This window comes from Vibrio sp. 10N.247.310.24 (genome assembly GCF_041467175.1).
Classification (GTDB): domain Bacteria; phylum Pseudomonadota; class Gammaproteobacteria; order Enterobacterales; family Vibrionaceae; genus Vibrio; species Vibrio tasmaniensis_A.
On the sequence record NZ_JBFSUD010000003.1, the window covers coordinates 1 to 21,397 of the forward strand.

Consider the following 21,397-nt stretch of genomic DNA (forward strand, 5'->3'; position numbering starts at 1 on the left):
ATCAAAGACGGCGATGCGCGTCTACCTCATTGTTTTTACGCCTGATTATGAGGGGATTCGTAAGATCAAGGTGTTCTCGGCGCAACATCATAAGCCGTTGGATAGTAACGGCAGCGATCAAAGTATTTCCCTCAAAGATCAGTACGACAAGCGTTGGCTTAATTGTGAAAGACCCAATATCCAGGTTGGGGGAGAACTGACGATGGATATGCTTGAAGTCAATCACTCAGAAAATAGTCGAGTCTGGTTAGCTCCAGTTCAAATGATGGCAAACAATGGGATTTTTATCATTGATGACCTTGGTCGTCAGCCCATGCCTGTGGATGCGCTTCTTAATCGTTGGATAGTACCGATGGAGTACTCATTCGATTATTTGTCGCTGCCTAATGGTCAGCAGATAACGATGCCATTTGTATTAACGCTGGCCTTCTCTACCAATCTAAATCCCAAGAAAATAAGCGACCCTGCCTTTTTGCGTCGTTTAGGTTACAAGATTGAATTCAAGCCACTTAACCAACGAGACTATGAAGCTTTATGGATGAGCGTCGTTGCTGATAAAGAAGTAGAGCTTCAAGATGGATTCTTTGAGCGTTTGTCTCAAATGCACACGCTTCTTAAGGTGCCACTTTTCCCATGTTTACCGAAAGATCTCGTTGGTATAAGCAAAGATATTCTTTCGTTTGAACAACTCCCGCCTGTTATTACCTTCGATATTCTTTCCATGGCATGGGAAGTCTATTTTACCTCTGATGGACACGAGGAAGAAAATAATGAATAAGAGTCAAGTTTTCCTACTGTTTTTACTGTCCGTAGTATTTGGCTTAGCGGCTGTATTTTTTGCTAAGCAGTGGATGGAAGATCAAGTTCAACCAACCGTTGAAGTTGAAACTGTGGAGCGTCATCCAGTCGTGGTGGCATCACAAGAAATTGAAGCTGGAACCATTATTGAGGAGCAGTTCTTAGCGACAAAGTTGATGGAAGTTGATTGGATTAATGAAAATAATTTTTCCGATGCTTCTGAATTGGTTGGCAAAGTGGTGGCCAATACTATTTATGCTGGAGAAGTGCTTCATAAAATGCGTTTTACTATTCCAGGAGAAGGCTCAACGCTTGCTGCATTAATACCTGAGAATAAACGTGCGGTAACAATACGAGTGGATGATGTTATTGGTGTGGCTGGTTTTCTATTACCAGGTAATAAAGTTGACATACTTAGCACCGTTTCTTACAGCAAAAACTCAGCAGCAACTCGTACCGTGTTGAAAGATATCAAGGTATTGGCAGTAGACCAAACGGCAAAAACGAATGAAAACAGTCCTATTATCGTACGAGCTGTGACATTAGAGGTTTCACCTAAAGATGCTGAAAAACTTTTAACAGCGAAGAGTAAAGGCAGTATTCAACTGACACTGAGAAACCCTCATGAAGTTGAGAAAAAGGTTGTTCGTCGATACGTACCTAAGCCGAGTGTGACGATCATTAAAGGTACTCAAGCATCTAGTGTTCGCGTCAAGGATTGAGGTGAGTTATGAAAATAATAATAACGTGTATTTTGAGCTTTGTTTGTTTCTCTACACTGAGCTTTGCTGCTCTACAAACGGGTAAAACGGTAACGGTTCCTCATCACAAATCAACACATGTGGTGTTGTCAGGGAAAGCGAGCAAAGTGTCGCTTGGTGATCCTGATGTACTTGATATTGTGATGTTGAAATCGAGCGAGCTGTTTTTAATCGGAAAAAAATTAGGTGCTACTAACCTAATGGCGTGGGACTCCCGTGGCCAGCTGATTGAATCGATCAACATCGAAGTCACTCATGATCTTAATAGCTTAAAAGCGAAGTTATATGAGTTTCTTCCTGATGAAACTATAGAGGTGCACAGTGCCCAGAATCGCTTGCTGCTGAGTGGGCAGGTGAGTAATCAGCAACAAATGAATGTAGCGATGCGAATAGCAGAAACCTACTCTTCGGGTGAAACGGCTGATGAATCGAAGGAAAGTGGTAGCGAGCAAGCTGCAGCGACAGGTGTTATCAACTTGATGTCTATTGGTGGTGCTCAACAAGTTATGTTGGAAGTGACGGTTGCCGAGGTTCAAAGAAGCTTGGTGAGAAAATTTGATGCAAACTTTCACTTCTTCCAAACGAGCGGATCGAATATTTCTTGGGGGGCGTCGTCAGTTCCTGCTGGTGTTCTAGGGGCTACGCCAATCTTTGATATTCCAACCTCTACTGATTACGGCATTTTAGGCTCGTTTATTGATAGTAATACCCTGTTTACATTCGCCCTGGATGTAGCCAAACAGAATGGTGTGGCGAAAGTATTAGCTGAGCCTAACTTAACGGCATTAAGTGGCTCCAAAGCTGAGTTTTTAGCGGGTGGTGAATTCCCTATCCCTGTGCCAGATGAAGATGGCATTACGATTGAATATAAAGAGTATGGAGTTGGATTGAAATTTATCCCAACGGTTCTGAGTGATAAAAAGATCAATCTAAACTTGGCTGTTGATGTGAGTGAAATTGCCAATAGCAGCTCGTTAACGATTGACCCAGGAACAACCAATGCGACCTACTTTATCCCACCAATTACTCGTCGAAGCGCGTCATCGACGCTTGAGCTAGCCGACGGACAAACTATTGGTATTGCTGGGTTGCTCAGCGAGAATGTTAGGGATGTGAGTAACAAAATGCCGGGTATTGGTGATGTCCCCATCTTAGGGCAACTCTTTAATAGTCAAGAGTATGTATCTGGTGAAACAGAACTTGTCATTCTTGTCACCCCTCGACTTGCGAGTCCTATTGACCGAAGTAAAGTAACGTTACCAACAGACGCCTTTGTTGATCCGAATGATCTGGAATATTACTTATTAGGTCGAAGCGCTTATATCGCTGAACCGTCTGAATCGGATTCAGAGCAATCTCAAGCTTCACAGGGAATATCACCAACAGATGGTGGTAGCGAAGGCTCATTTGGACATGATTTATAAGGAGATAGATATGATTAGAATAATGATGGTCTTTCTCGTAATGGTGTTAGTTGGCTGTGCTAATGATGCTCGTTTAGGGCATTCGGTAGCACTCGTAAAAACAGAACAAACGTATAACCCTAATGCGACCCAAGAGAATTTACTCGTGGTACCGGATGGTACAGGGGAGCGGATGCAGACTGGTTACGATAGATATGTAGGCAGAGGTGAAAACGAACTGTCTGGAAGTAGTAGCCAGATCTTAGAAGAATTTAACTAAATCTGGAGGTACTCATATGTTGTATCGAGTATCAAAAAGTCCCAGAAAACAGCAAGGCTTAGTTGTCGTATTAGTTACCGCTGCTCTGCTTGTTTTCTTAGCTGTGTCAGCGTTGGCTGTAGATGTTAACCATATGCTGGTTAATAAAACACGCTTACAAAATGCCGTAGATTCAGCGGCGTTAGCTGCAGCAACCATACTGGACAATAGTAAAGACAAAGATGCGGTGGATGCTGAAATAGGCACTGCGTTAAATGCAATGGCAGCGTCAACAGGGAATCATGAGATTGATTTTACCACCGCTTCCATAAACATTGATTACTCTAACGATCCTCAGGATTTTACTGGAACAGCCACCTTCGGTGATGACGATGATGTATATGTACGCGTTCGAGTAGATTCGTTGGATATGGATGAGTTCTTTATTCAAATGTTTGGACTAGTAAAAGAGGTTTCAGCAAGTGCCGTCGCTGGGCCAAGCTCCGGGCAAGAGGTTGTCAATAACGTTGTGCCTATTGGGGTTTGCATTGGTGACGGAACTTCGGACAACGACGTCGATCCTGAAGATGGATATCATGACGTTACTGGCGATGCAATAACGAGCGTGTTTGGTTATGAAGTCGGGACTGTCCATGCATTGAAGGTGGGTGACAGTAGCTTATCTGAAATGGGTAACGGTAATTATCATTTATTAGACTTTGGGTCTGGTGGTAAGGCTATAAAAGAGGGGTTAGGTGGTAGTTATGACCAACCCGTTAAAATTGGTGAAGATATCACGACCAAACCTGGCGGCACGGTTGGCCCAACAGGCGATGGCTTGAATACTCGTTTTGGCGATTATGGTGGTGGCTTAACGGCATCAGATTACCCTTCTGACTACATAACTACAGAGCCTAGCGATGAGATTACGATTGATGCAAGTACAGGGGATATCGATTTTGATGGCACTTATACCTACGCGCAATATGAAGCTGATACCAACGCATGTATAGCAAGTAATGGTTCAGGGTGCGCAGCAAATGGTGTCGCTTGGCGTCGTATTTTACCGATACCTATGGTGGATTGCACAGGTAAAAGTGGTGGTGCCACTGACTTTACTGTGAATAAAATTGGTTGTTTTTTCTTGTTGCAAAAAGCACCAACTAATAACTCAGGTACACCAGCCGTCTTTGGTGAGTTCATTCACTCCTGTAGTGTGGTTGGTGGTTCAGGTAGTACAGAATCAACAACGGAAGGAACTTATAAGATTGTTTTGTATAAGGATCCTGATAGTGGGGAGTCTTGATTATGAAACCTTTAATTAAATCTAATCGTGGCTTTGCTGCTATCGAGATGGTAATCGCGACTCCTGTATTGCTGTTCTTCCTTATATTAGTGCTTGAACTGGGCAATATGATGATTCACTACAATGTGATATCTAAATCCGTTCAAAATGGCGCCCGCTATGCGGTTAGTGAAGTCTATGGAACCAAAGGTGGAACGCTGGCTCTGTCGTCAGAAATACAGAATGTGGTGGTTTATGGTCAAAACACAGCTGGAACGGCGATATTGTCGAATTTAGTTGTTTCTGACGTGACAATTAGCCCACCGAATACAGATAGCTATGTACGTGTGAGTGTGACCTACAATTATATTCCTCACTTTGTGTCGATCCCGTTTTCTTCGGCGAGCTTTTCTATTCCGATTAGTGTCTCTTCGATAATGAGGGTGTTGTGATGAAACGGTACAAAGGGCGTATTAAAGGCATCGCTATTATCGAATTTACCATAGTGTCTTGGCTAGTCTTTCTCTTGGTCTTCCTTATTTTAGCGCTGGGTGCTTACATATTTTCGCTTCAAATGGTCAGTGAAGCGACCAGAAAGGCAGCAAGGTTAGCCACGGTTTGCTACGTTGCTGATAGGGACAATATCGCGGGAATGGTTGTTGCTGATCTCCCTCTTGTTGGTTTTACCGCGGCGAATTTGGAAGTTGCATATTTAGATGTGAGTGGGAATGAAATTACATCTGGTTATGATACGGATCCTGTCTTTAGTAGCATTAAATTTGTAAGGGCACGAGCGACAGGGTACGGAATTCAATTAATTGATAATTTGAGTTTTTTAGGTACGAGTGGTTACTTGGCTGCTCCCTCATTTGAAACCATCTTACCTGCAGAAAGTTTAGGTGTGGTAAGGGCGGACTCCGAAACTCGGAATCGGTGTCCATAAGTTATTTTATACAGGAGTAGCGGTATGGGGGAAGCGATCAAAATCACGCCTAATGAGAACGATATTACGCGTTTGAGAACAAACCTAAAAGTCTGGTTGATCTACAGTACTGAGGGTTTTCTCTCACACATGAGCCAAGAGCTGAAGAAATGTCGAAATGTGCATGTGACATCATTTTCTCTCGGAGCAATGAGTGAGGAGTACTTAAAAAGTGCCGATGTTCCAGAACTTATTTTTGTTGAAGCACATGGCAACTGGGCTCAAAAAATGGTTGAGCTACAGGGTTATGATCTATCGCTAGAAGAACAAGATTTATCTTTAGTTGTACTCGGTGATGAAAGTGACAATGGCTCATTAAAAATCGCGCTGCGTCTAGGGGCTTCTGATTTCTTATCTCACAACGTGACGCTTTCTGATTTGCTCCCACTGCTCAAGAAAACGGCGGCCGAAAAGCTTGAGAACTCAAGCTACGGTGAGTTTATTCTGTTTTTAAACACCAAGGGGGGAATGGGGGCGACCACCTTGGCGTTGAATACCGCTATTGAGATGGCCAGTCAGCACCCCGGTGAGGTTTTGTTACTTGATATCGACCTTCAATTTGGTGTGATTCCTGATTATTTAAATATTGTTCCTACTTATAGTGTTTCGGATGCGATCAATAGTTCGAATGACCTAGATGAAATATCGTTGGGAACTTTGGTAAATAAGCACGAATCTGGCTTACATGTTCTAAGCTTTAAGCATGAGAACAATGCTGATGACTTTGAACAGGCACAGAAAATAGGCCGATTGCTTCCTATATTACGCCGTTTTTACCCATATGTGATCATTGACCTCTCTAGAGGATTAGACCATGTGTTTGCATCCGCAATATCACCAGCAACAAAGGTGCTTCTTGTTTTGCAACAGAGCCTAGTGTCAGTCAAAAACACAAGTCGACTCATTAAGTCTCTGAAATTTGAGTATGGCTTACAAAGTGATTCTATTGAGGTCATTCTGAACCGTTATGAAAAGCGACACTCAATTAAATTAAAAGATATTGAACAGGCGGTAGGTAAGCATGACATACACCTTATGCCTAATGATTTCAAAGTTGCATTAGAGAGTGCCAACTTGGGGCAACCGCTAGTTCAGTCGAGAAAGAAAAGTTCTATTACTCGCTCTATTATCGATTTGTCACACATTCTTTCACCACCAGAGCAGGAAGAGAAAGGGTGGCTGAAAAAGCTGTTTTCATAATGGGTTGATAAAAAGTAAACGCGAGGGATTGTGATGTTCTTTAAACGAAAAAATGTAAATCCAGAGTTTGAAAAAAGAGTAGAACAGATTTCGCATGATTCAGAAGATGCCAATCCTGTTGAACGTTTATCAAGCGTTGAGGTGTCTAGCCACTCTCGCAGTGCAGAAGCTCATGTAGAAAAAGAAAAGGCGATTGATGAGGCTCGGAAAGTTCTCGAGCAAGAGCTATCAATTAAACACTTTTTCCATAAGCAGCTCCTTGAAACGTTAGACTTAGGGTTGCTTTCAAGCTTGGAAAAAGAGCGAGCTAAGCTAGACCTACATGAAGCCATCGTACAATTGATGGCTGACGATGGGAGCCATGCACTCAGTGCCGAAGGGCGTAAGCGGGTTATCAAGCAGATAGAAGATGAGGTTTTTGGCCTTGGGCCGCTTGAGCCTCTATTAGCCGATCAAACGGTCTCCGATATATTAGTCAACGGCCCTAAAAGTGTTTACGTTGAGCGAAGGGGTAAACTCGAAAAAACGCCATACACTTTTCTGAATGACCGTCACCTGAGAAACATTATTGATCGCATAGTAAGTCAGGTAGGGCGTCGGATAGATGAAGCATCACCTATGGTAGATGCGCGCTTAGTTGATGGGTCACGTGTTAACGCCATTATCCCTCCTTTGGCTCTTGATGGTCCTTCCGTTTCAATCCGTCGTTTTGCCGTTGATCGTTTGACGATGGATAACTTGATTAGCTACGACTCCGTCTCGCCTCAAATGGCTAAGTTTGTCGAAGCTGCCGTGAAAGGAGAACTTAATATCTTGATTTCAGGAGGGACGGGGTCAGGGAAAACAACCACACTGAATATCTTTTCTGGTTTCATCCCTCGAGACCAACGAATCATTACTATAGAAGACTCTGCAGAGTTACAACTTCAACAGCCCCATGTTATTCGCCTAGAAACCCGCCCTGCTAACTTAGAAGGGAAAGGGGAGATTAGTCAGAGAGAGTTGGTCAAAAACACCTTACGTATGCGACCAGACCGAATTGTGGTTGGTGAGGTGCGTGGTAGCGAAGCCGTTGATATGTTGGCGGCAATGAATACTGGTCACGATGGGTCTCTTGCAACTATTCACGCCAATACCCCCCGAGATGCCTTAAGCCGTGTTGAAAACATGTTCTCTATGGCTGGTTGGAACATTTCAACCAAAAACTTAAGAGCCCAAATTGCTTCGGCTATCCACCTTGTTGTTCAAATGGAGCGACAAGAAGATGGTAAGCGCCGTATGGTGAGCATTCAAGAGATCAACGGCATGGAGGGGGAGGTGATTACCATGTCGGAAATTTTCCGTTTTCAACGTAAAGGTATTGATGAAGATGGCAATATTATCGGCTATTTCACTGCGACGGGGGTCGTACCTCAATATCATGACCAGTTAGTTAAACGTGGACTCGATCTGCCTTTCGAGCTCTTCACTGAGACTCATGGTTAAGGAGATATTATGGATAATGTAAGTGTTTCACTCGGCCTATTATTCATCGCGGTGCTTTTTATCTCCCAAGCTTTGTTATTGCCTGCTGCGGGGAAAAAAGCTAAGCATAAAGAGCTTTCTCGACGTTTGAAAGAGACCCAACGTAATATCGATGAAGAGAGCTTATCGCTACTCAAAGAGCATTATAATAAAGACTTATCCCCATTAGATCGCAAGCTCATCGTTATCCCTTATTTTGCTGGCTTAAAACGGATGTTGGAGTTAGCCGGTATTAGAGTTTCGCTAAGTCGCTTTTTACTCATTGTTGCTCTATGCGGTGTGTCGCTCACTCTGATATCAATAATGACTCAACAAGAGTGGTTCATTAGCCTAACTGCATTCATTGCTGTCTGGGTTGTTGCTTACCTGTATGTGCAAAATCGAGTGAGTTATCGAATGGCTCGATTTGAAGAGCAGCTCCCTGAAGCGTTGGATATTATTCGACGAGCATTACAAGCTGGGCAGCCGCTAATTCAATCATTCAATGAGGTTGGTGAAGAACTCCCTGACCCTATCGGTGCCGAGTTTAAAAATACCTATAACCTACTTAACTATGGTTACGATTTACGTTTGGCTATCTTACAAATGGCAGAGCGTGTCCCCACCGTATCAATGTTAGCTTTTTCTAGTGCCGTAATGTTGCAGAAAGAAACGGGGGGTAACCTCTCCGAAAATCTTCAAAAAGTATCCGAAGTTCTAAGATCTCGCTTTAAGCTAGAAAGGAAAATAAAAACGCTTTCTGCTGAAAGTCGGCTATCAGCATGGATATTAACCTTATCCCCATTTGGTTTGTTTTTTGCTTTAAAAGTGGCGAATCCAGATTATATTGAGCCGCTTTATAATGACCCTCGCGGCGTTTCAATGGTCAGTGTTGGTATCGTACTTTTAGCGATTGGAGCCCTATGGATTAAGCGAATCATCAGCATAGAGATTTAACCTATGGAATTATTAAACATTGAAGTTTGGAAGCAAATGTTAGCGGACTTTGGAGTCAGCTCTCAGATGGTTATCTACGTAATGATTTTGCTTACCACCATTTTGTTAACATTGACTCTAGGGTTGTTTATTTTGGGAACCCGATCCCCTTTAGATAAAAAGCTCAAACAGATATCAGAAACGGGTTCACCCAATAATAGAAAGCCTTATGACTTCTCTAATACGTTGGAGTCGCTGAGTCCTTTTATTAGTAAAGGTAATAAAAAGGATAATGAAACCTACTCACAAAAGTTGATGCATGCAGGCTTTCATGAAAAAAATGCGTTATCGGTTTTTTATGCATTGAAAGTGTTATCGAGTTTGGTCGGTATCATCGCGGGCTTTATGGTTTATTACATCTCATTCGGTGGTAGCTACAATAATTTATTGATCATGACCTGCGTCTTTCTTGGGACTTTCACTCCCAATATTATCTTGAGCAAGTTGCAAAAAGAGCGACAGAAGAAAATTAGAAATGGTGTACCAGATGCTCTTGATCTTCTTGTAGTTTGTACGGAATCTGGTCTAGGCTTTAATGCAGCACTTGGACGAGTTGCTTCTGAGCTTTATGTTTCTCAGCCAGAGTTAGCCGATGAATTGGAGACTGTTTTTGCCAAGATACAAGCAGGTGTCACCATGCCAGATGCGCTAAGGCAGTTCATTGACCGGACGGGGCTAGTCGAATTAGAGGGGTTGGTTTCTTTGCTTTCTCATGCGTCTAGAATGGGGGGAAGCTTAGCGCAGACTCTTCGTGATTATACGGTAGATTTTCGAGATAAGCGTCAGCAAGCTGCTGAAGAAATCGCGGCCAAGATACCGACTAAAATGTTGTTCCCTATGTTGTTGTTTATTTGGCCTTGCTTTTTTATTGTCGCGTTAGGGCCTGGGATCATTATTGTTATTGATGCACTTGGTGCACCAGGAGTAAGTTTATGATACGAGTGAGTAGATATTTTCTAGCTTTATTAGTGTTCGTTATTCTTGGTTGTGCATCCTCGGATGAGCCGACAAACCAATTTGATGCAGAGTTGTATTCAGGTAAACCAATCGATACCTTAAGCAGTGATGACCCTCCACTGAGTGAGAAAGAAGCCATTATGCGTGGTGATGTAGCATTGAGGGATAACAATATCGATTTGGCCCTTTATGAATATATTCGCTCTCTATCCTTTCCTGAGAAAGAGTTTCACGATAAAACGCTTTTTACGATAGGCCAAATTCATTCATCTCGTGGTAACTATGCACTATCCGAGAAAGCTTATTTAGCAGCATTAGATTTTAACCCTGCACATACCGAAGTCCTAGAGCAATTAGGTGTTTTGTATACAAAGCAGCGTCGCAAAGAGGAAGGGCGGAGTTATTTCTTTAAAGCGATTAATGCAGATCAAGTTCGTTTAAAAAGTAGTGAAACAATTAAAAATTACCAAGCCTTAAGTCAAAGTGAAGTGGCTGGTTTGAAGGTTGATAGCATGTCTCCCGAATTAGCTTTCATGGGGATAGGTGTGCTGGAAGATGTCGATGGAAAACACCAGATAGCGCAAGAGTACTTTAAAAAATCACTGACAATAGACAAAAGTTCAGTTAAAGCTTTGTTGAATATGGGGTACTCCCACTACATGTATGGCAATTACAAGGAAGCGTATCAATACACTCGTTCGGCTTTAGAGATAGAACCTAATAATGAAAAGGCTCAAAACAACCTTGCGCTTATTTACTTGGCTGCCGGGGATATCAAAAAGGCAACCAACGTTTTTATGAGACACATGGAAGCTCCTGAAGCTTTGAATAATGTCGGTTATTTTTTAATTTTGCAGGGTAAGCCTGACGAAGCCATTCCCTATCTACAACAAGCTATCGATAAAAAAGCATCTTATTATAAAGTGGCGAATGACAACTTAAATAGAGCGTTATCTGAGGTAAGAGAGATGGAGCAGTAACGACTTAAATTATTATCTTTGGGTTAATGAAAAGGATATTCATCTTGCCTAAGAGTGAAAGTTTTAATAAAGATATCATCATTATTTCTGTTGTTTGGCTGCTGTGTGCGACTGCGATATTTTTCTATAAATGGGAGAGTATCTCAACACTGGTTTTAAATGATAATGACGATTACATGCGCTTTGTTCAATTTCAAGATTGGATGAATAGTGGGCGCTGGTATCTAAAACCAATGGATAATTTCAATGCCGCTGATGGTATTGTTATCCATTGGTCCCGATTCCCCGATCTGATACTTTCTGTTATTGCGTATCCTTTATTGTTTGTTGTGGATGAAAGTACCGCTTATTCACTGTCTATTTCTATTGTACCTTTGCTTTATCTACTCCTCTATTCACTGTCATGCTTCTATTTATGTAACCACTACTTCGGAGAGCGCTATCGGTTTTTGAGCATGATGTTTGCTCTGTTTTCCCCATCGGTTATGCATTTTATTCCTGGCTCCATAGATCATCATAATATTCAGCTTATTTTGGCTATCTTGTTCCTATCTCTAACACCTATAACTGTAAGTCAAATTAATCAATTATGGCGAGTGTATGCTCAATCTATTCTATTGGCATTGTCGTTATGGACTGGGTTAGACAATATCCTTTTGTTTGCGATTTTTTTTATCGTCTACACTGTGTATTGTTTTTTTGTTAGCAAGAGTTGGTTTGTTTATGTATCAAGGCTATATCTGTTCTGCTGTGTTTCAGTTGTTATCTCCGTTTTATTAAACAGACCTTATAATGAGTTCTTTGATTTTAAGTACGATGAAGTGTCATTTGTTATTGTGGTTTTGTTTTTTGTTGGTTGGGCTTTTGTTAATAATTACAATTGGTTTAAATTTGATAGTTGGCCTTTTGGGTTGCGTTCATTTGTGTTTGTTATATTGGGTGTTGGATATGTGACTCCAGTAGCTTTGTTATATCCAAATATTACCAGTGCTTTGTTTGTCGATTATCCACCTATACTTCAGACTTATTGGCTTGACCATGTTTCTGAAGCTAAATCAATTTTTCAGTATATAAGTGAGAATGGATTATTATCTATTGATAATTATGTGTTACTGGTCATCCCTGCTTTATTGTATCCTTTTTTTAGAGTTAATAATCATCATTGTACAATATTGTATATTATTTTCGTATTGAATTTATTCCTTGCCATATTCTGGCAGGTTAGGGTGATAAGATTATGTTTTATTTTATCAAGCCCTTTTCAGGCTTATGTAGTTATAAGGTTGTCTGAGTTTGTAAAATATTCAATATTTAAAGTGTTGATTATATTATTAGGAGCTCCATTAGTAATGGCATTTCTAGTGATAGCGGTTGGTAATGATGATTTTGAACGAAATACAATTGAAAATGACAAGAAAACTCTATTTAGAGTATTGGAAGAAAAGGGCATCGAATCAAAGGTTATTCTAACAGGAATTGAGACGGGAGCACCTGTGTTGGCCCGCACTAATAACCGCATAATTGCAGCTCCTTATCATAGAAATATCGTTGGTAATCAATTTCTTATAGAGGTTATGTTAGAGGGGGATATGAGTTTAGCCAAGGACGAAATCCAAGCTAAGAACATTGATTATATTGTTATAGGAAATGACGCCCATTTAATGGTTTTGAAAAAATCAGCAAGTGAAGAGGCTCTTATAAACAAATTATACAGCTCAAATGTTCCCAGCTGGTTGGAGACCATATATGACGATGTTCCTGATGGCTACCGAATATTTAGGGTTAGGGAGAGTTTATGAATAGTATAAAAGTTGCAGTATTACTCCCATGTTTTAATGAAGCGGGTGCTATCGGAAAGACAGTTATGTCTTTTAAGCAGGCTTTACCTGATGCGTCTATTTATGTGTATGACAACAACTCAACCGACAACACGGTAAACGAGGCCTTGAAAGCTGGGGCTATTGTTCGACATGAGCCTCGCCAAGGTAAAGGGGAGGTTGTCAGGAGAATGTTCTCTGATATTGATGCTGATATCTATGTGATGGCTGATGGTGATGACACTTACGATGCGTCAATATGCCCTGCGCTGATCGAACAATTGGATAATGAAAAACTCGATATGATTATTGGAAGTCGAGAGCGAGCTTCAATGGCTTATCCCAAAGGGCATATCCTAGGAAATAAGCTGTTTTCATCGCTGATTAATTTAGCATTCAATGCTCAATTGAGTGATGTGTTTTCTGGTTATCGAATTATGAGCCATCGATTTGTCAAAACCGTACCCATTTTCAGTGATGGCTTCCAAATAGAAACAGAGCTTACCGTTCATGCGCTACATCATAATATGCCAATCAAAGAAGTTTCGACGCAATATCAATCAAGGCCTGAAGGCACAGCCAGTAAATTGAATACCTTTAGTGATGGGCTCAAAATTCTCAATTTCATTTTGTTCTTATTGAGAGATGTAAAGCCAATGTTTTTCTTTGGCGTGTTGTCTATGTTGCTTTGCTTCATTTCATTGGTTTTAGGAATCCCCGTTATCATCGACTTCATCGATACTGGGCTCGTCGAAAGGGTGCCTACTGCGATTTTGTCTAGCTCAATTGCGTTGATAGCGGTGATGTCTTTTTTCTGTGGGTTGATACTCGACAACGTATCACGAGGTAGGCGAGAGATGAGGATTCTTTCTATATTAAGAACGAGTGATAAAACGCTATCTGAATAGGAATCAAGCATGAGAACAAGCAAGGATGAAGACAAAGAGTGGATCGATTATTTGTCCCGTTTCAGTGACGAATATGATGAGCGAGTTTATAACGGCAATACAACGGGTTATGTGATGAGAGCTGGCCACATAGCATGTGAAAAGCCATTTGGTGAAAGTGAACACTTTTCGAGAGTGTTAGAAGTGGGCTCCGGTACAGGTGAACACTTGCTGCACGTCAAACACACCTTTGACGAGTATATCGTGAGTGATGGCGATGCTGCGGCTCTTGAGGTGGCAAAAGAGCAACTCAGTCGTATCAATTCTTATGACAAACTCACTTTTAACGTAACTAATGCTTGTGAGTTAGATTTTGAAAGCAATAGCTTCGAGCGCGTGATCGCAACTCATATATTGGAGCACCTATACGAGCCTCATTTGGTGATCAAAGAGTGGTTACGAGTGTTAAAGCCTGGAGGCACTCTGTCTATTTTGATTCCTACCGATCCTGGGGTCGCTTGGAAAATAGGCCGTTATATGACGACAAGAAAACACGCCTTACAGAAGGGGTGGCATTACGATTACATTATGGCGAGAGAGCATGTCAATCCATGTAATAACTTAATCGCTTTCTTAAGGTATTACCTTCCTGAACACCAAAAATCATTTTGGCCGCTGAGCTTTGTACCGCTTATTGATTGCAATTTGTTCTTTAACTTCCACGGGGTTAAACCACTATAGGAAGTAAAAGATGCTTTTAGTTTTTGAAAGAAGAGCGGGAAAACAAGAAGTAAGCGATCAAACCTCTCACTTCTTATTTGTCTGTCTATTAATTGATAGCTTAGATCGCCAAACCTGTAATTGCGCCAAACAACATAAACACACCCACTAACCCTACAATCGGGACCTTTACGGTTTTTAATAACCACACACCAACAATGATCAGAGCGAAGTCTATGCCGCTGCTCACTGCGCTTGTGAAGATGGGTTGATACAGGGCCGCAAGCAATAGACCAACAACTGCTGCATTCACACCGGTAAGCGCACCTGCCACCAAAGGCTTGCTTGCAATCGCCTGCCAATTCTTCAGTACAGCCAGTAGCAATAAGAAACCCGGTAAGAACACCGCAACTGTTGCGAGCAGTGCACCTGTAATCGGTGCCGATGGCATCAACACATAGCCTAGATAAGTGGCTAATGTAAACATTGGGCCAGGTACAGCTTGCGCAGCGGCATAGCCTGTTAGGAAGGTATCTTGGGACAGTTGATCACCAATACCATTTTGTAGCAGAGGAAGAACCACGTGCCCGCCACCGAATACCAAGCTGCCTGCTTGGTAGAACAAGCCAAATACTTCAATGCCTTGAGAGTAAGCACTGAATAGAGGTAAACCAATCAGTAGTGCTACAAAAATCACTAGCGGTGTTATGGATATCTTATGTGTCGAAGGCGTTGTTTTTAAGTCTTGCGAGGTTAAGAACTTACTGCCAACCATCGCTGCAAATAGGAGTACTAAGGCTTGAGGCCAGATCCCTGGAATCAAAAGTAGAACAATCGCGGTGATCACACACAGTGCTGTTGCCATCTTTGATTGGCAAAAGTTTTTGTACATGCCGAAAGTGGCGTCAGCTACAACCACGACCGCGAGTAGCTTAAGTCCGTGGATGATTGAAATGAAAAGCGGTGCTTCCAACAACTGGTTGCTCACTAAGGCCAATATCAACATTAGGATGACAGAAGGGGAGGTGAAACCGACAAATGCGGCAATCGCACCGGTTAAGCCACCTTTTTTGTAACCAACCGCGAAGCCAACCTGACTTGAGCCTGGACCCGGAAGAAATTGACTGAGGGCGACAATTTGCCCGTACTCTTCGTCGGATAACCAATTCAGTTTCTCAACAAAGGTTTTACGGAAGTAGCCAATGTGTGCCGCTGGTCCACCGAAGCTAATCCAGCCAAGCCAGAAAAAGGTTTTAAAAATTGAAAGCATGATCGATTCCAGATAAATGTTTAGCGTAATTTAGGTGGAGTTGAACTATGATTCAAATTAATTGTTTTAATTATAACTATGAATGATATGGGATTGATTTGTGGCTGATTTTAACTGGAAAGGAATTGACCTTAACTTATTGATTGCACTACAGGCACTGTATAAAACGAACAGTGTGAGCAAAGCGGCTGAACGTTGTTATGTCAGCCAGTCTGCGATGAGTCATAGTTTACAAAGGCTACGAAAGTTGTTTGATGACCCTCTGTTTGAGCGTGTCGGTAGCAAGATGGAGGCGACCGATCGAGCCATTGAACTGTCCAGTACGGTAGAAGCTCTGCTCAATACCATCCAGTCAGAGGTGTTACTGTCTAAATCGTTTGATGCCGCGACTTATAAAGGGACTTGGAAGATTGGTCTTACCGATTATGCTGAGCAGATGTTCGCGCCAGCATTGTTTGACCTCATCAAGCAATCCTCTCCTAATTCGCAAGTCGTGCTGTTCAATGTAAACCGGAGTAACTATCAGCAAGTATTTGAAGACGCCAAGCTTGATATGGCGATCGGCAGTTTTGGTGAGGTACCAAAGCCTTATCGAACCAAGCATTTGTATACAGAGCAACATGTGTGTTTGTTCGATCAGTCGGTTTTATCTATTGAACAACCAATGTCTTTAGATCAGTTTGTGTCTGTAGAACATGCATTGGTTTCTCCTGCGGGGGCTCTAAAAACAGGTGTTGATATTCGATTGGCTGAGCTAGGTTTCAGTCGAAAAGTCGCTATATCTTCAAGTAATTTTTTAACAGTAAAACGTTTGATAAGAGGTAGGGAGTTATTGTGTATCGTCCCCAAACTGGTGGCACGCAATGATACTCAAGACCAAGATACCGTGGTAGCAGTGGAGCCACCTATCGATGTGCCTGATTTTGATATACAGCTCATCTATCGCAAGGCTAAGCATTTAGATGATAAAAATAAGCTACTTAGAAAGCTTTTTACACAAGCCGTTTCATCTGTGGTTGCTGCATAGTTGCAGCAGTTGTTCGGTCATCAATTTTATGCGAATTATTTTTAGAAAAATCCGGATTATTATAAGAACCCGACTATACTTAATTTACGACTAAAAGCAGTCGTAAAGAATAGGCTTTTTGATTTACCTAAGTAAAAAAATTGATTATATCCTAATGATATAGCTGAAAAAACTACCAGGCTAAACGGACTTAGTTGGTCTTAAAAGCGCTAGCTCCCCCTAGCGCTTTTTCTTTTGTTCTAAGTTAGCTCTAATCTCTTAGGTGTTTACAGGTTTGAGTTGTTTAACCCCGATTTAGAACAGTTAACGGTCGAGTTAACTGACTAAGAGCAACGAGCTATGTAGACCGACAAATTATGAGTATCAACTAGCTACGAACGGTCAGTATCAAGCCATCAATCACACTGTGGTGGTGATCAGAAACCCCAGCAAGGTTGCCGTATTTCGGCTGGTGGCGATCATTTTCTAATGGATGGTGCCAACCTTGTGTATGTTCCACAAAGTGCGCAGCAAAGCTTTCAGACACCTCTAAACATCCTGCCATGACAGTATCAACATAGGTTTGAACGATAGGGCTGTTTTCACAAGGCGCTTCAATCTCGTCTTTGATGTATACCCAGATCGATTGATCCGTTATAAAGTCAGTTTGGCTCTCTATCTGATCGGCTTTCAATTCGATTCGGTGATAACCGCGTTCACGACGATCAAATTCAGCCAACGCAACATCATCGACCTCAAGCAAAACACCATTCACTTGTCCCTCACCAAGATTGACGATCAACGGTGACAAAACATAGCTGTCGTCGATTTTACTCCAGTGACGCACTAGGCCGTGCACTATCGCAGGAATAGCTTGTCCTGTTTGACCTGTGAGTTGACGAGAAGAGGAGTTGATCAAGCTACCATAACCAAAAATATACATCGCGTTCCCTGTCTGTTCTTTTGTATTTGAGACTAGTCTTACTATATGTTTGGCTTCATCAAATGTCAGTAGTTTTTATTTTACACATATTCGAGTCTAAATGACTTTTTGTGGTGTGTTTAATTGACACTTTTTTGTTCTCTAAATACACCTTGTTGCTTGTTTTTATTGGTTTTATATCTTTGGCGCGTTTCATGCTTTGTGTTAGGCAATATTGCGGTGATGATTACTGCACCTTGAATTTGGCTATTGGTAGCAATTCAATATAAGCCACACTTGGCTTGTTATCTGAAATGAGGAATGAGTTTGTTAAATATCACAGATAAAAGCGTAGAAGATGCGATTCCAGCTTATCTTCGTTTAGGTTTTAGACCTTTCTTCTTTCTTGGCAGTCTCTATGCCGTGATTGCTATCGTCGCTTGGGTTGTCATGTTCCAAAATGGTCAGCCTGAAGTGTTAAAAGTCCCCGCGCTTTGGTGGCATGTACATGAAATGCTGTTTGGTTTTTCTATGGCGATTGTGGTTGGTTTTGTTCTGACTGCGGTGCAAACGTGGACGGGAGTCAACGGAACTAAACATTATCGATTAGCAGCGCTCGTTGGTTTGTGGCTCGCACCTCGTATTCTATTTTGGACACCGGCGCCATTGTGGTTAATCTCATCGGTTGAAGCGTTGTTCTTGATCTTTGCCGCTTACGAGATTGGTTTCCGTGTCGTGAAATCGAAAGGCTGGAAGAACTTGTTTTTTGTGCCGCTGTTTATATTGGCTATCGTCGCCAACTTTGCTAGTTACGCGACGATTAAAGGCATGCCTCCATTCCCATCGTCTGCAGTATGGCACGCAATGTTATGGTGGTTTACCTTGCTATTATCCGTAATGGGTGGACGAGTTATCCCGTTCTTCACGGCCCGTCGTTTTGACTTTGAAAAAGCACAACCACTGGTTTGGTTGGAATGGCTAGCGAACCTGCCTTTGGTTGGATTGTTTGTGCTGAGCTTCTTCCCGTTGACCTTTGCTCAAGTGGGCAATGAGTTGATGGTGTTTGCAGGTGTGATTCAGTTGGTGCGTTTTGTTCGTTGGAAGCCTTGGACAACGTTGTCTGAGCCTTTGGTGTGGTCACTGCATGCGGCTTATTTGTGTATTCCTTTGAGCTTGTTGCTAAGAGGCTTGTTAGATAACCCATTTGCAAGCCATAACATGCTGCACCTGTTTGCGATTGGCGGTTTGAGCGGGCTCATTCTTGCGATGATCACACGTGTCACCATGGGACACACAGGCCGTGCTATCTATAAAGGGCCAAGTATGGCGCTGGCGTTCTCGGCTATCTTTATCGCGGCATTAGTTCGTAGTTTAGGTGTCACTTTCTTCCCTGCTTACTTATTTGAGATGGTCAACATCAGCGCGGGTTTATGGACGTTGGCGTTTGGTCTGTTTATCTGGAAGTTTGGCATGATGCTGTTAACACCAAGAGTGGATGGTCATCCGGGGTAAGCGTATTGATTTTCTAACACATTTTTAAAGGGAAGCACTGAGCTTCCCTTTTTGATCGCAGCTAGTTATCGCTTTAATTTGTCTCTGTTTGAGAACCGTTCATTTCATTGTTGTCGATAAAATAGCATAGAAGTTGATGGTGAATCGGAGAGTTACGAACCCATTGAAATCCGGCACACACGATTTACAGCACTGGAGTGTGATCCGCTGCAAATATTTGCAGCAATATTCATTGATTTGTGCTCTAATACCGCGCTTACCAAGGGATGGTGTTAAAAGATGCTCACTTAGATGGAGTTATCAAAGTTGACCGATCCCTTAATGATCTCCCTTAGGAAAAAATAGAACATGTCTAAGAACAAAAAATTTGATATCCGCCTTACAGAAAAACGCAACGGTTGGTGTGCAGAGATTACTCGTCAAGTAACGTCTCGCAGCACAACAGTATCTAAGCGTGAGTCTGGTTTTGAAACTGAAGCTCTAGCACAAGAGTGGGCAGAGAAAGAGCTAGCATCTTTCATCGCAAACCAAGCTGAACGTAACGAGCGTAAATCAGAGCAGCGTAAAGAGCGTGACGAACTACGTCATACTAAAGAGCTTAAAGCTGAGCAAGCACGTGAAGCACGCGCAAAAGCTCGTGAAGAAGAGCAAGAAGACGCTGAGTAATCCAGCTCTTAATTAATTTACAGGTTCCTTAATTTTAAGATAAGGGACAAGTAAAAAAAGCCCCAATATAACTTTTTTCTTTCTAGTCAAAAGTGTATTGGGGCTTTTTAGTTTGTGGAGTTTATTTTCGAAAATGTAGCCACTTCTTGCTAGTGACTACATGTCATTGATTAGTTGTTAAGCGCCGTTAGCCAATCATCTTCCGCTACTTCTTCAATATAGCTATCAACTGATTGTCCCACTTCATCGTCATCTTGTTTGAAGTAAGCAATGTGAAATACTGCGTCACCTTCGTTCACCAACGGTAGAGTTTGTTGGCCAATCACGATACCGCCTTTGGTTGTGATCACTTGGCCTTCTTGGTGACCTAACGGAGAGCTTATGTAAGCTAGGGTTTGTCCTGCTTCAACTTGTTCGCCAAGTCTCACCATGTTACGCAAAATACCGTCTGACTCAGCGCGGATCCAGCTGGTGGATTTGCTCAACACTGGCTCTGGCAACTTTTTACGGTTTGGGCGCAGCATGCCGATTTCTTTCATCACTTGATGCACGCCAAGGTAACCCGCACGAATCGCTAGGTGATCAAAACGCAACGCTTCACCACCTTCGTAAGTTAATACAGGGATACCCAATTTTTCCGCTTCGCTACGAAGTGATCCGTCACGCAGTGGTGAGTCAATGATCACTGGTGTTGCGAACGCTTTTGCGATGCGCAATGTTTCTGGGTTCGACAGGTTTGCACGGATCTGTGGCAAGTTAGTACGGTGAATCGCACCTGTGTGTAGATCCAAAATAAAATCACAGTGCTTCGCCACATTCTCAAAGAAAGTGTAAGCGATGCGTGATGTTAGCGATCCTTTCTCACTGCCAGGGAAGCAACGGTTTAGGTCACGACGGTCTGGTAGGTAACGAGATTTATGGATAAAGCCAAACACGTTAACGATAGGCACAACAATCAAGGTACCTTTCAGTTTCTTTGGATCAATCGCATTGGTCAGTTGTCGTGCAATCTCAACACCGTTTAGCTCATCGCCGTGGATAGCCGCATTTACCATCAGTGTTGGGCCTGCTTGGCGACCGTGAATAATTTCAATCGGGATCGAAAGTGGAGAGTGCGTGTAAAGCTGAGCCGCTTGCAGTTCAATCTCCATTCGTTGTCCTGGCTGAACAGTATAACCAAGTAATTCGAATGGTTGATTAGGTTTTAGTCTTGCCATTTAGATTGTTCTCAACATGGTGATAATTCGTTAACACGGAATGTACCAATCGTTGATTTTTAGTACGAATCAATCGGTTTACGGTGACGACAAAAGTTTTCTATGGAGCTGTCTATAAATAAGCTTCCAGTTTTAATTTGACTCATTATAGGGTGTTTCAAATTGTGGTTTTTCTGACAGTACACTGATATTTGTCATTTGGTTGGTTGCTATTATCCACCGCCATTTTTTGGCGGCCAAATTCAAATATCGAGAT

General features: G+C 42.1%; 20 protein-coding genes and 1 pseudogene. 18 read left to right on the forward strand and 3 right to left on the reverse strand.

Annotated elements, in window-relative coordinates:
• The 15 genes and pseudogenes from AB6E08_RS01325 to AB6E08_RS01395 form a co-directional block, all read left to right on the forward strand.
• Positions 1-778 (forward strand): annotated as a pseudogene (locus tag AB6E08_RS01325) (AAA family ATPase); the annotation flags it as partial.
• Complete coding sequence (cpaB, locus tag AB6E08_RS01330; protein WP_017099533.1) at positions 771-1,520, forward strand: Flp pilus assembly protein CpaB; 750 nt, start codon at positions 771-773, stop codon at positions 1,518-1,520. The pseudogene AB6E08_RS01325 and the gene cpaB, both read left to right, overlap by 8 nt.
• Before the next feature lie 8 nt (positions 1,521-1,528).
• A complete protein-coding gene (locus AB6E08_RS01335; RefSeq protein ID WP_012604674.1) occupies positions 1,529-2,983 on the forward strand; it encodes a type II and III secretion system protein family protein in 1,455 nt (484 codons plus the stop codon).
• Positions 2,973-3,242, forward strand: coding sequence for a hypothetical protein (locus AB6E08_RS01340; RefSeq protein WP_029223092.1), 270 nt, complete (start codon positions 2,973-2,975; stop codon positions 3,240-3,242). The genes AB6E08_RS01335 and AB6E08_RS01340 overlap by 11 nt, the downstream gene beginning before the upstream one ends.
• Positions 3,243-3,258: 16 nt before the next feature.
• Positions 3,259-4,527, forward strand: coding sequence for a TadE/TadG family type IV pilus assembly protein (locus AB6E08_RS01345; RefSeq protein WP_102579748.1), 1,269 nt, complete (start codon positions 3,259-3,261; stop codon positions 4,525-4,527).
• Between the two features lie 2 nt (positions 4,528-4,529).
• Complete coding sequence (locus AB6E08_RS01350; RefSeq protein ID WP_372063925.1) at positions 4,530-4,958, forward strand: TadE/TadG family type IV pilus assembly protein; 429 nt, start codon at positions 4,530-4,532, stop codon at positions 4,956-4,958.
• Positions 4,958-5,449, forward strand: coding sequence for a TadE/TadG family type IV pilus assembly protein (locus tag AB6E08_RS01355; protein ID WP_029223094.1), 492 nt, complete (start codon positions 4,958-4,960; stop codon positions 5,447-5,449). Before AB6E08_RS01350 ends, AB6E08_RS01355 begins: the two co-directional genes overlap by 1 nt.
• A 24-nt stretch (positions 5,450-5,473) precedes the next feature.
• Positions 5,474-6,688 carry an AAA family ATPase gene (locus AB6E08_RS01360; RefSeq protein ID WP_012604669.1) on the forward strand — a complete coding sequence of 405 codons (1,215 nt, stop codon included), beginning with the start codon at positions 5,474-5,476 and terminating at the stop codon, positions 6,686-6,688.
• Between the two features lie 33 nt (positions 6,689-6,721).
• Positions 6,722-8,173, forward strand: coding sequence for a CpaF family protein (locus tag AB6E08_RS01365; RefSeq protein ID WP_372063923.1), 1,452 nt, complete (start codon positions 6,722-6,724; stop codon positions 8,171-8,173).
• A 9-nt stretch (positions 8,174-8,182) separates the two neighbouring features.
• The gene (locus AB6E08_RS01370; RefSeq protein WP_012604667.1) at positions 8,183-9,148 is read left to right on the forward strand and encodes a type II secretion system F family protein; all 966 of its coding nucleotides are present in this window, start codon (positions 8,183-8,185) and stop codon (positions 9,146-9,148) included.
• 3 nt (positions 9,149-9,151) lie between these two features.
• Positions 9,152-10,123, forward strand: coding sequence for a type II secretion system F family protein (locus tag AB6E08_RS01375; protein ID WP_012604666.1), 972 nt, complete (start codon positions 9,152-9,154; stop codon positions 10,121-10,123).
• Positions 10,120-11,124 (forward strand): lipopolysaccharide assembly protein LapB, encoded by a 1,005-nt coding sequence (locus tag AB6E08_RS01380; protein ID WP_102249115.1) that lies wholly within the window; start codon positions 10,120-10,122, stop codon positions 11,122-11,124. Before AB6E08_RS01375 ends, AB6E08_RS01380 begins: the two co-directional genes overlap by 4 nt.
• Positions 11,125-11,150: 26 nt before the next feature.
• Positions 11,151-12,923, forward strand: coding sequence for a hypothetical protein (locus AB6E08_RS01385; protein ID WP_017099529.1), 1,773 nt, complete (start codon positions 11,151-11,153; stop codon positions 12,921-12,923).
• Positions 12,920-13,849: a glycosyltransferase family 2 protein gene (locus AB6E08_RS01390; protein ID WP_017099528.1), complete on the forward strand. Its 930-nt coding sequence runs from the start codon at positions 12,920-12,922 to the stop codon at positions 13,847-13,849. The genes AB6E08_RS01385 and AB6E08_RS01390 overlap by 4 nt, the downstream gene beginning before the upstream one ends.
• Positions 13,850-13,858: 9 nt before the next feature.
• The gene (locus tag AB6E08_RS01395) at positions 13,859-14,569 is read left to right on the forward strand and encodes a class I SAM-dependent methyltransferase (RefSeq protein WP_017099527.1); all 711 of its coding nucleotides are present in this window, start codon (positions 13,859-13,861) and stop codon (positions 14,567-14,569) included.
• 100 nt (positions 14,570-14,669) lie between these two features.
• On the opposite strand, the gene chrA is transcribed toward AB6E08_RS01395, so the two are convergent.
• Complete coding sequence (gene chrA / locus AB6E08_RS01400) at positions 14,670-15,818, reverse strand: chromate efflux transporter (RefSeq protein ID WP_372063920.1); 1,149 nt, start codon at positions 15,816-15,818, stop codon at positions 14,670-14,672.
• Between the two features lie 100 nt (positions 15,819-15,918).
• Here chrA and AB6E08_RS01405 point away from each other — a divergent pair, with 100 nt between their 5' ends.
• Positions 15,919-16,845 carry a LysR family transcriptional regulator gene (locus tag AB6E08_RS01405; RefSeq protein WP_017099526.1) on the forward strand — a complete coding sequence of 309 codons (927 nt, stop codon included), beginning with the start codon at positions 15,919-15,921 and terminating at the stop codon, positions 16,843-16,845.
• A gap of 367 nt (positions 16,846-17,212) precedes the next feature.
• Here AB6E08_RS01405 and AB6E08_RS01410 read toward each other — a convergent pair whose 3' ends face one another.
• Complete coding sequence (locus AB6E08_RS01410; RefSeq protein ID WP_017099525.1) at positions 17,213-17,767, reverse strand: gamma-glutamylcyclotransferase family protein; 555 nt, start codon at positions 17,765-17,767, stop codon at positions 17,213-17,215.
• A 306-nt stretch (positions 17,768-18,073) separates the two neighbouring features.
• On the opposite strand from AB6E08_RS01410, the gene AB6E08_RS01415 reads away from it, so the two are divergent.
• Together AB6E08_RS01415 and AB6E08_RS01420 are read left to right on the forward strand one after the other, a co-directional pair.
• Positions 18,074-19,258 (forward strand): NnrS family protein, encoded by a 1,185-nt coding sequence (locus tag AB6E08_RS01415; protein WP_029223096.1) that lies wholly within the window; start codon positions 18,074-18,076, stop codon positions 19,256-19,258.
• A gap of 348 nt (positions 19,259-19,606) precedes the next feature.
• A complete protein-coding gene (locus tag AB6E08_RS01420) occupies positions 19,607-19,924 on the forward strand; it encodes a DUF3622 domain-containing protein (protein WP_009847480.1) in 318 nt (105 codons plus the stop codon).
• Between the two features lie 170 nt (positions 19,925-20,094).
• On the opposite strand, the gene AB6E08_RS01425 is transcribed toward AB6E08_RS01420, so the two are convergent.
• Positions 20,095-21,141: a succinylglutamate desuccinylase/aspartoacylase family protein gene (locus tag AB6E08_RS01425; protein WP_017099524.1), complete on the reverse strand. Its 1,047-nt coding sequence runs from the start codon at positions 21,139-21,141 to the stop codon at positions 20,095-20,097.
• Between the last annotated feature and the right edge of the window lie 256 nt (positions 21,142-21,397).

Excerpts from the sequence above, each read along its gene's own strand:
- cpaB (WP_017099533.1), top strand. The coding sequence starts at position 771 with ATGAATAAGAGTCAAGTTTTCCTACTGTTTTTACTGTCCGTAGTATTT.
- AB6E08_RS01335 (WP_012604674.1), top strand. The coding sequence starts at position 1,529 with ATGAAAATAATAATAACGTGTATTTTGAGCTTTGTTTGTTTCTCTACA.
- AB6E08_RS01340 (WP_029223092.1), top strand. The coding sequence starts at position 2,973 with ATGATTTATAAGGAGATAGATATGATTAGAATAATGATGGTCTTTCTC.
- AB6E08_RS01345 (WP_102579748.1), top strand. The coding sequence starts at position 3,259 with ATGTTGTATCGAGTATCAAAAAGTCCCAGAAAACAGCAAGGCTTAGTT.
- AB6E08_RS01350 (WP_372063925.1), top strand. The coding sequence starts at position 4,530 with ATGAAACCTTTAATTAAATCTAATCGTGGCTTTGCTGCTATCGAGATG.
- AB6E08_RS01355 (WP_029223094.1), top strand. The coding sequence starts at position 4,958 with ATGAAACGGTACAAAGGGCGTATTAAAGGCATCGCTATTATCGAATTT.
- AB6E08_RS01360 (WP_012604669.1), top strand. The coding sequence starts at position 5,474 with ATGGGGGAAGCGATCAAAATCACGCCTAATGAGAACGATATTACGCGT.
- AB6E08_RS01365 (WP_372063923.1), top strand. The coding sequence starts at position 6,722 with ATGTTCTTTAAACGAAAAAATGTAAATCCAGAGTTTGAAAAAAGAGTA.
- AB6E08_RS01370 (WP_012604667.1), top strand. The coding sequence starts at position 8,183 with ATGGATAATGTAAGTGTTTCACTCGGCCTATTATTCATCGCGGTGCTT.
- AB6E08_RS01375 (WP_012604666.1), top strand. The coding sequence starts at position 9,152 with ATGGAATTATTAAACATTGAAGTTTGGAAGCAAATGTTAGCGGACTTT.
- AB6E08_RS01380 (WP_102249115.1), top strand. The coding sequence starts at position 10,120 with ATGATACGAGTGAGTAGATATTTTCTAGCTTTATTAGTGTTCGTTATT.
- AB6E08_RS01385 (WP_017099529.1), top strand. The coding sequence starts at position 11,151 with ATGAAAAGGATATTCATCTTGCCTAAGAGTGAAAGTTTTAATAAAGAT.
- AB6E08_RS01390 (WP_017099528.1), top strand. The coding sequence starts at position 12,920 with ATGAATAGTATAAAAGTTGCAGTATTACTCCCATGTTTTAATGAAGCG.
- AB6E08_RS01395 (WP_017099527.1), top strand. The coding sequence starts at position 13,859 with ATGAGAACAAGCAAGGATGAAGACAAAGAGTGGATCGATTATTTGTCC.
- chrA (WP_372063920.1), bottom strand. The coding sequence starts at position 15,818 with ATGCTTTCAATTTTTAAAACCTTTTTCTGGCTTGGCTGGATTAGCTTC.
- AB6E08_RS01410 (WP_017099525.1), bottom strand. The coding sequence starts at position 17,767 with ATGTATATTTTTGGTTATGGTAGCTTGATCAACTCCTCTTCTCGTCAA.
- AB6E08_RS01420 (WP_009847480.1), top strand. The coding sequence starts at position 19,607 with ATGTCTAAGAACAAAAAATTTGATATCCGCCTTACAGAAAAACGCAAC.
- AB6E08_RS01425 (WP_017099524.1), bottom strand. The coding sequence starts at position 21,141 with ATGGCAAGACTAAAACCTAATCAACCATTCGAATTACTTGGTTATACT.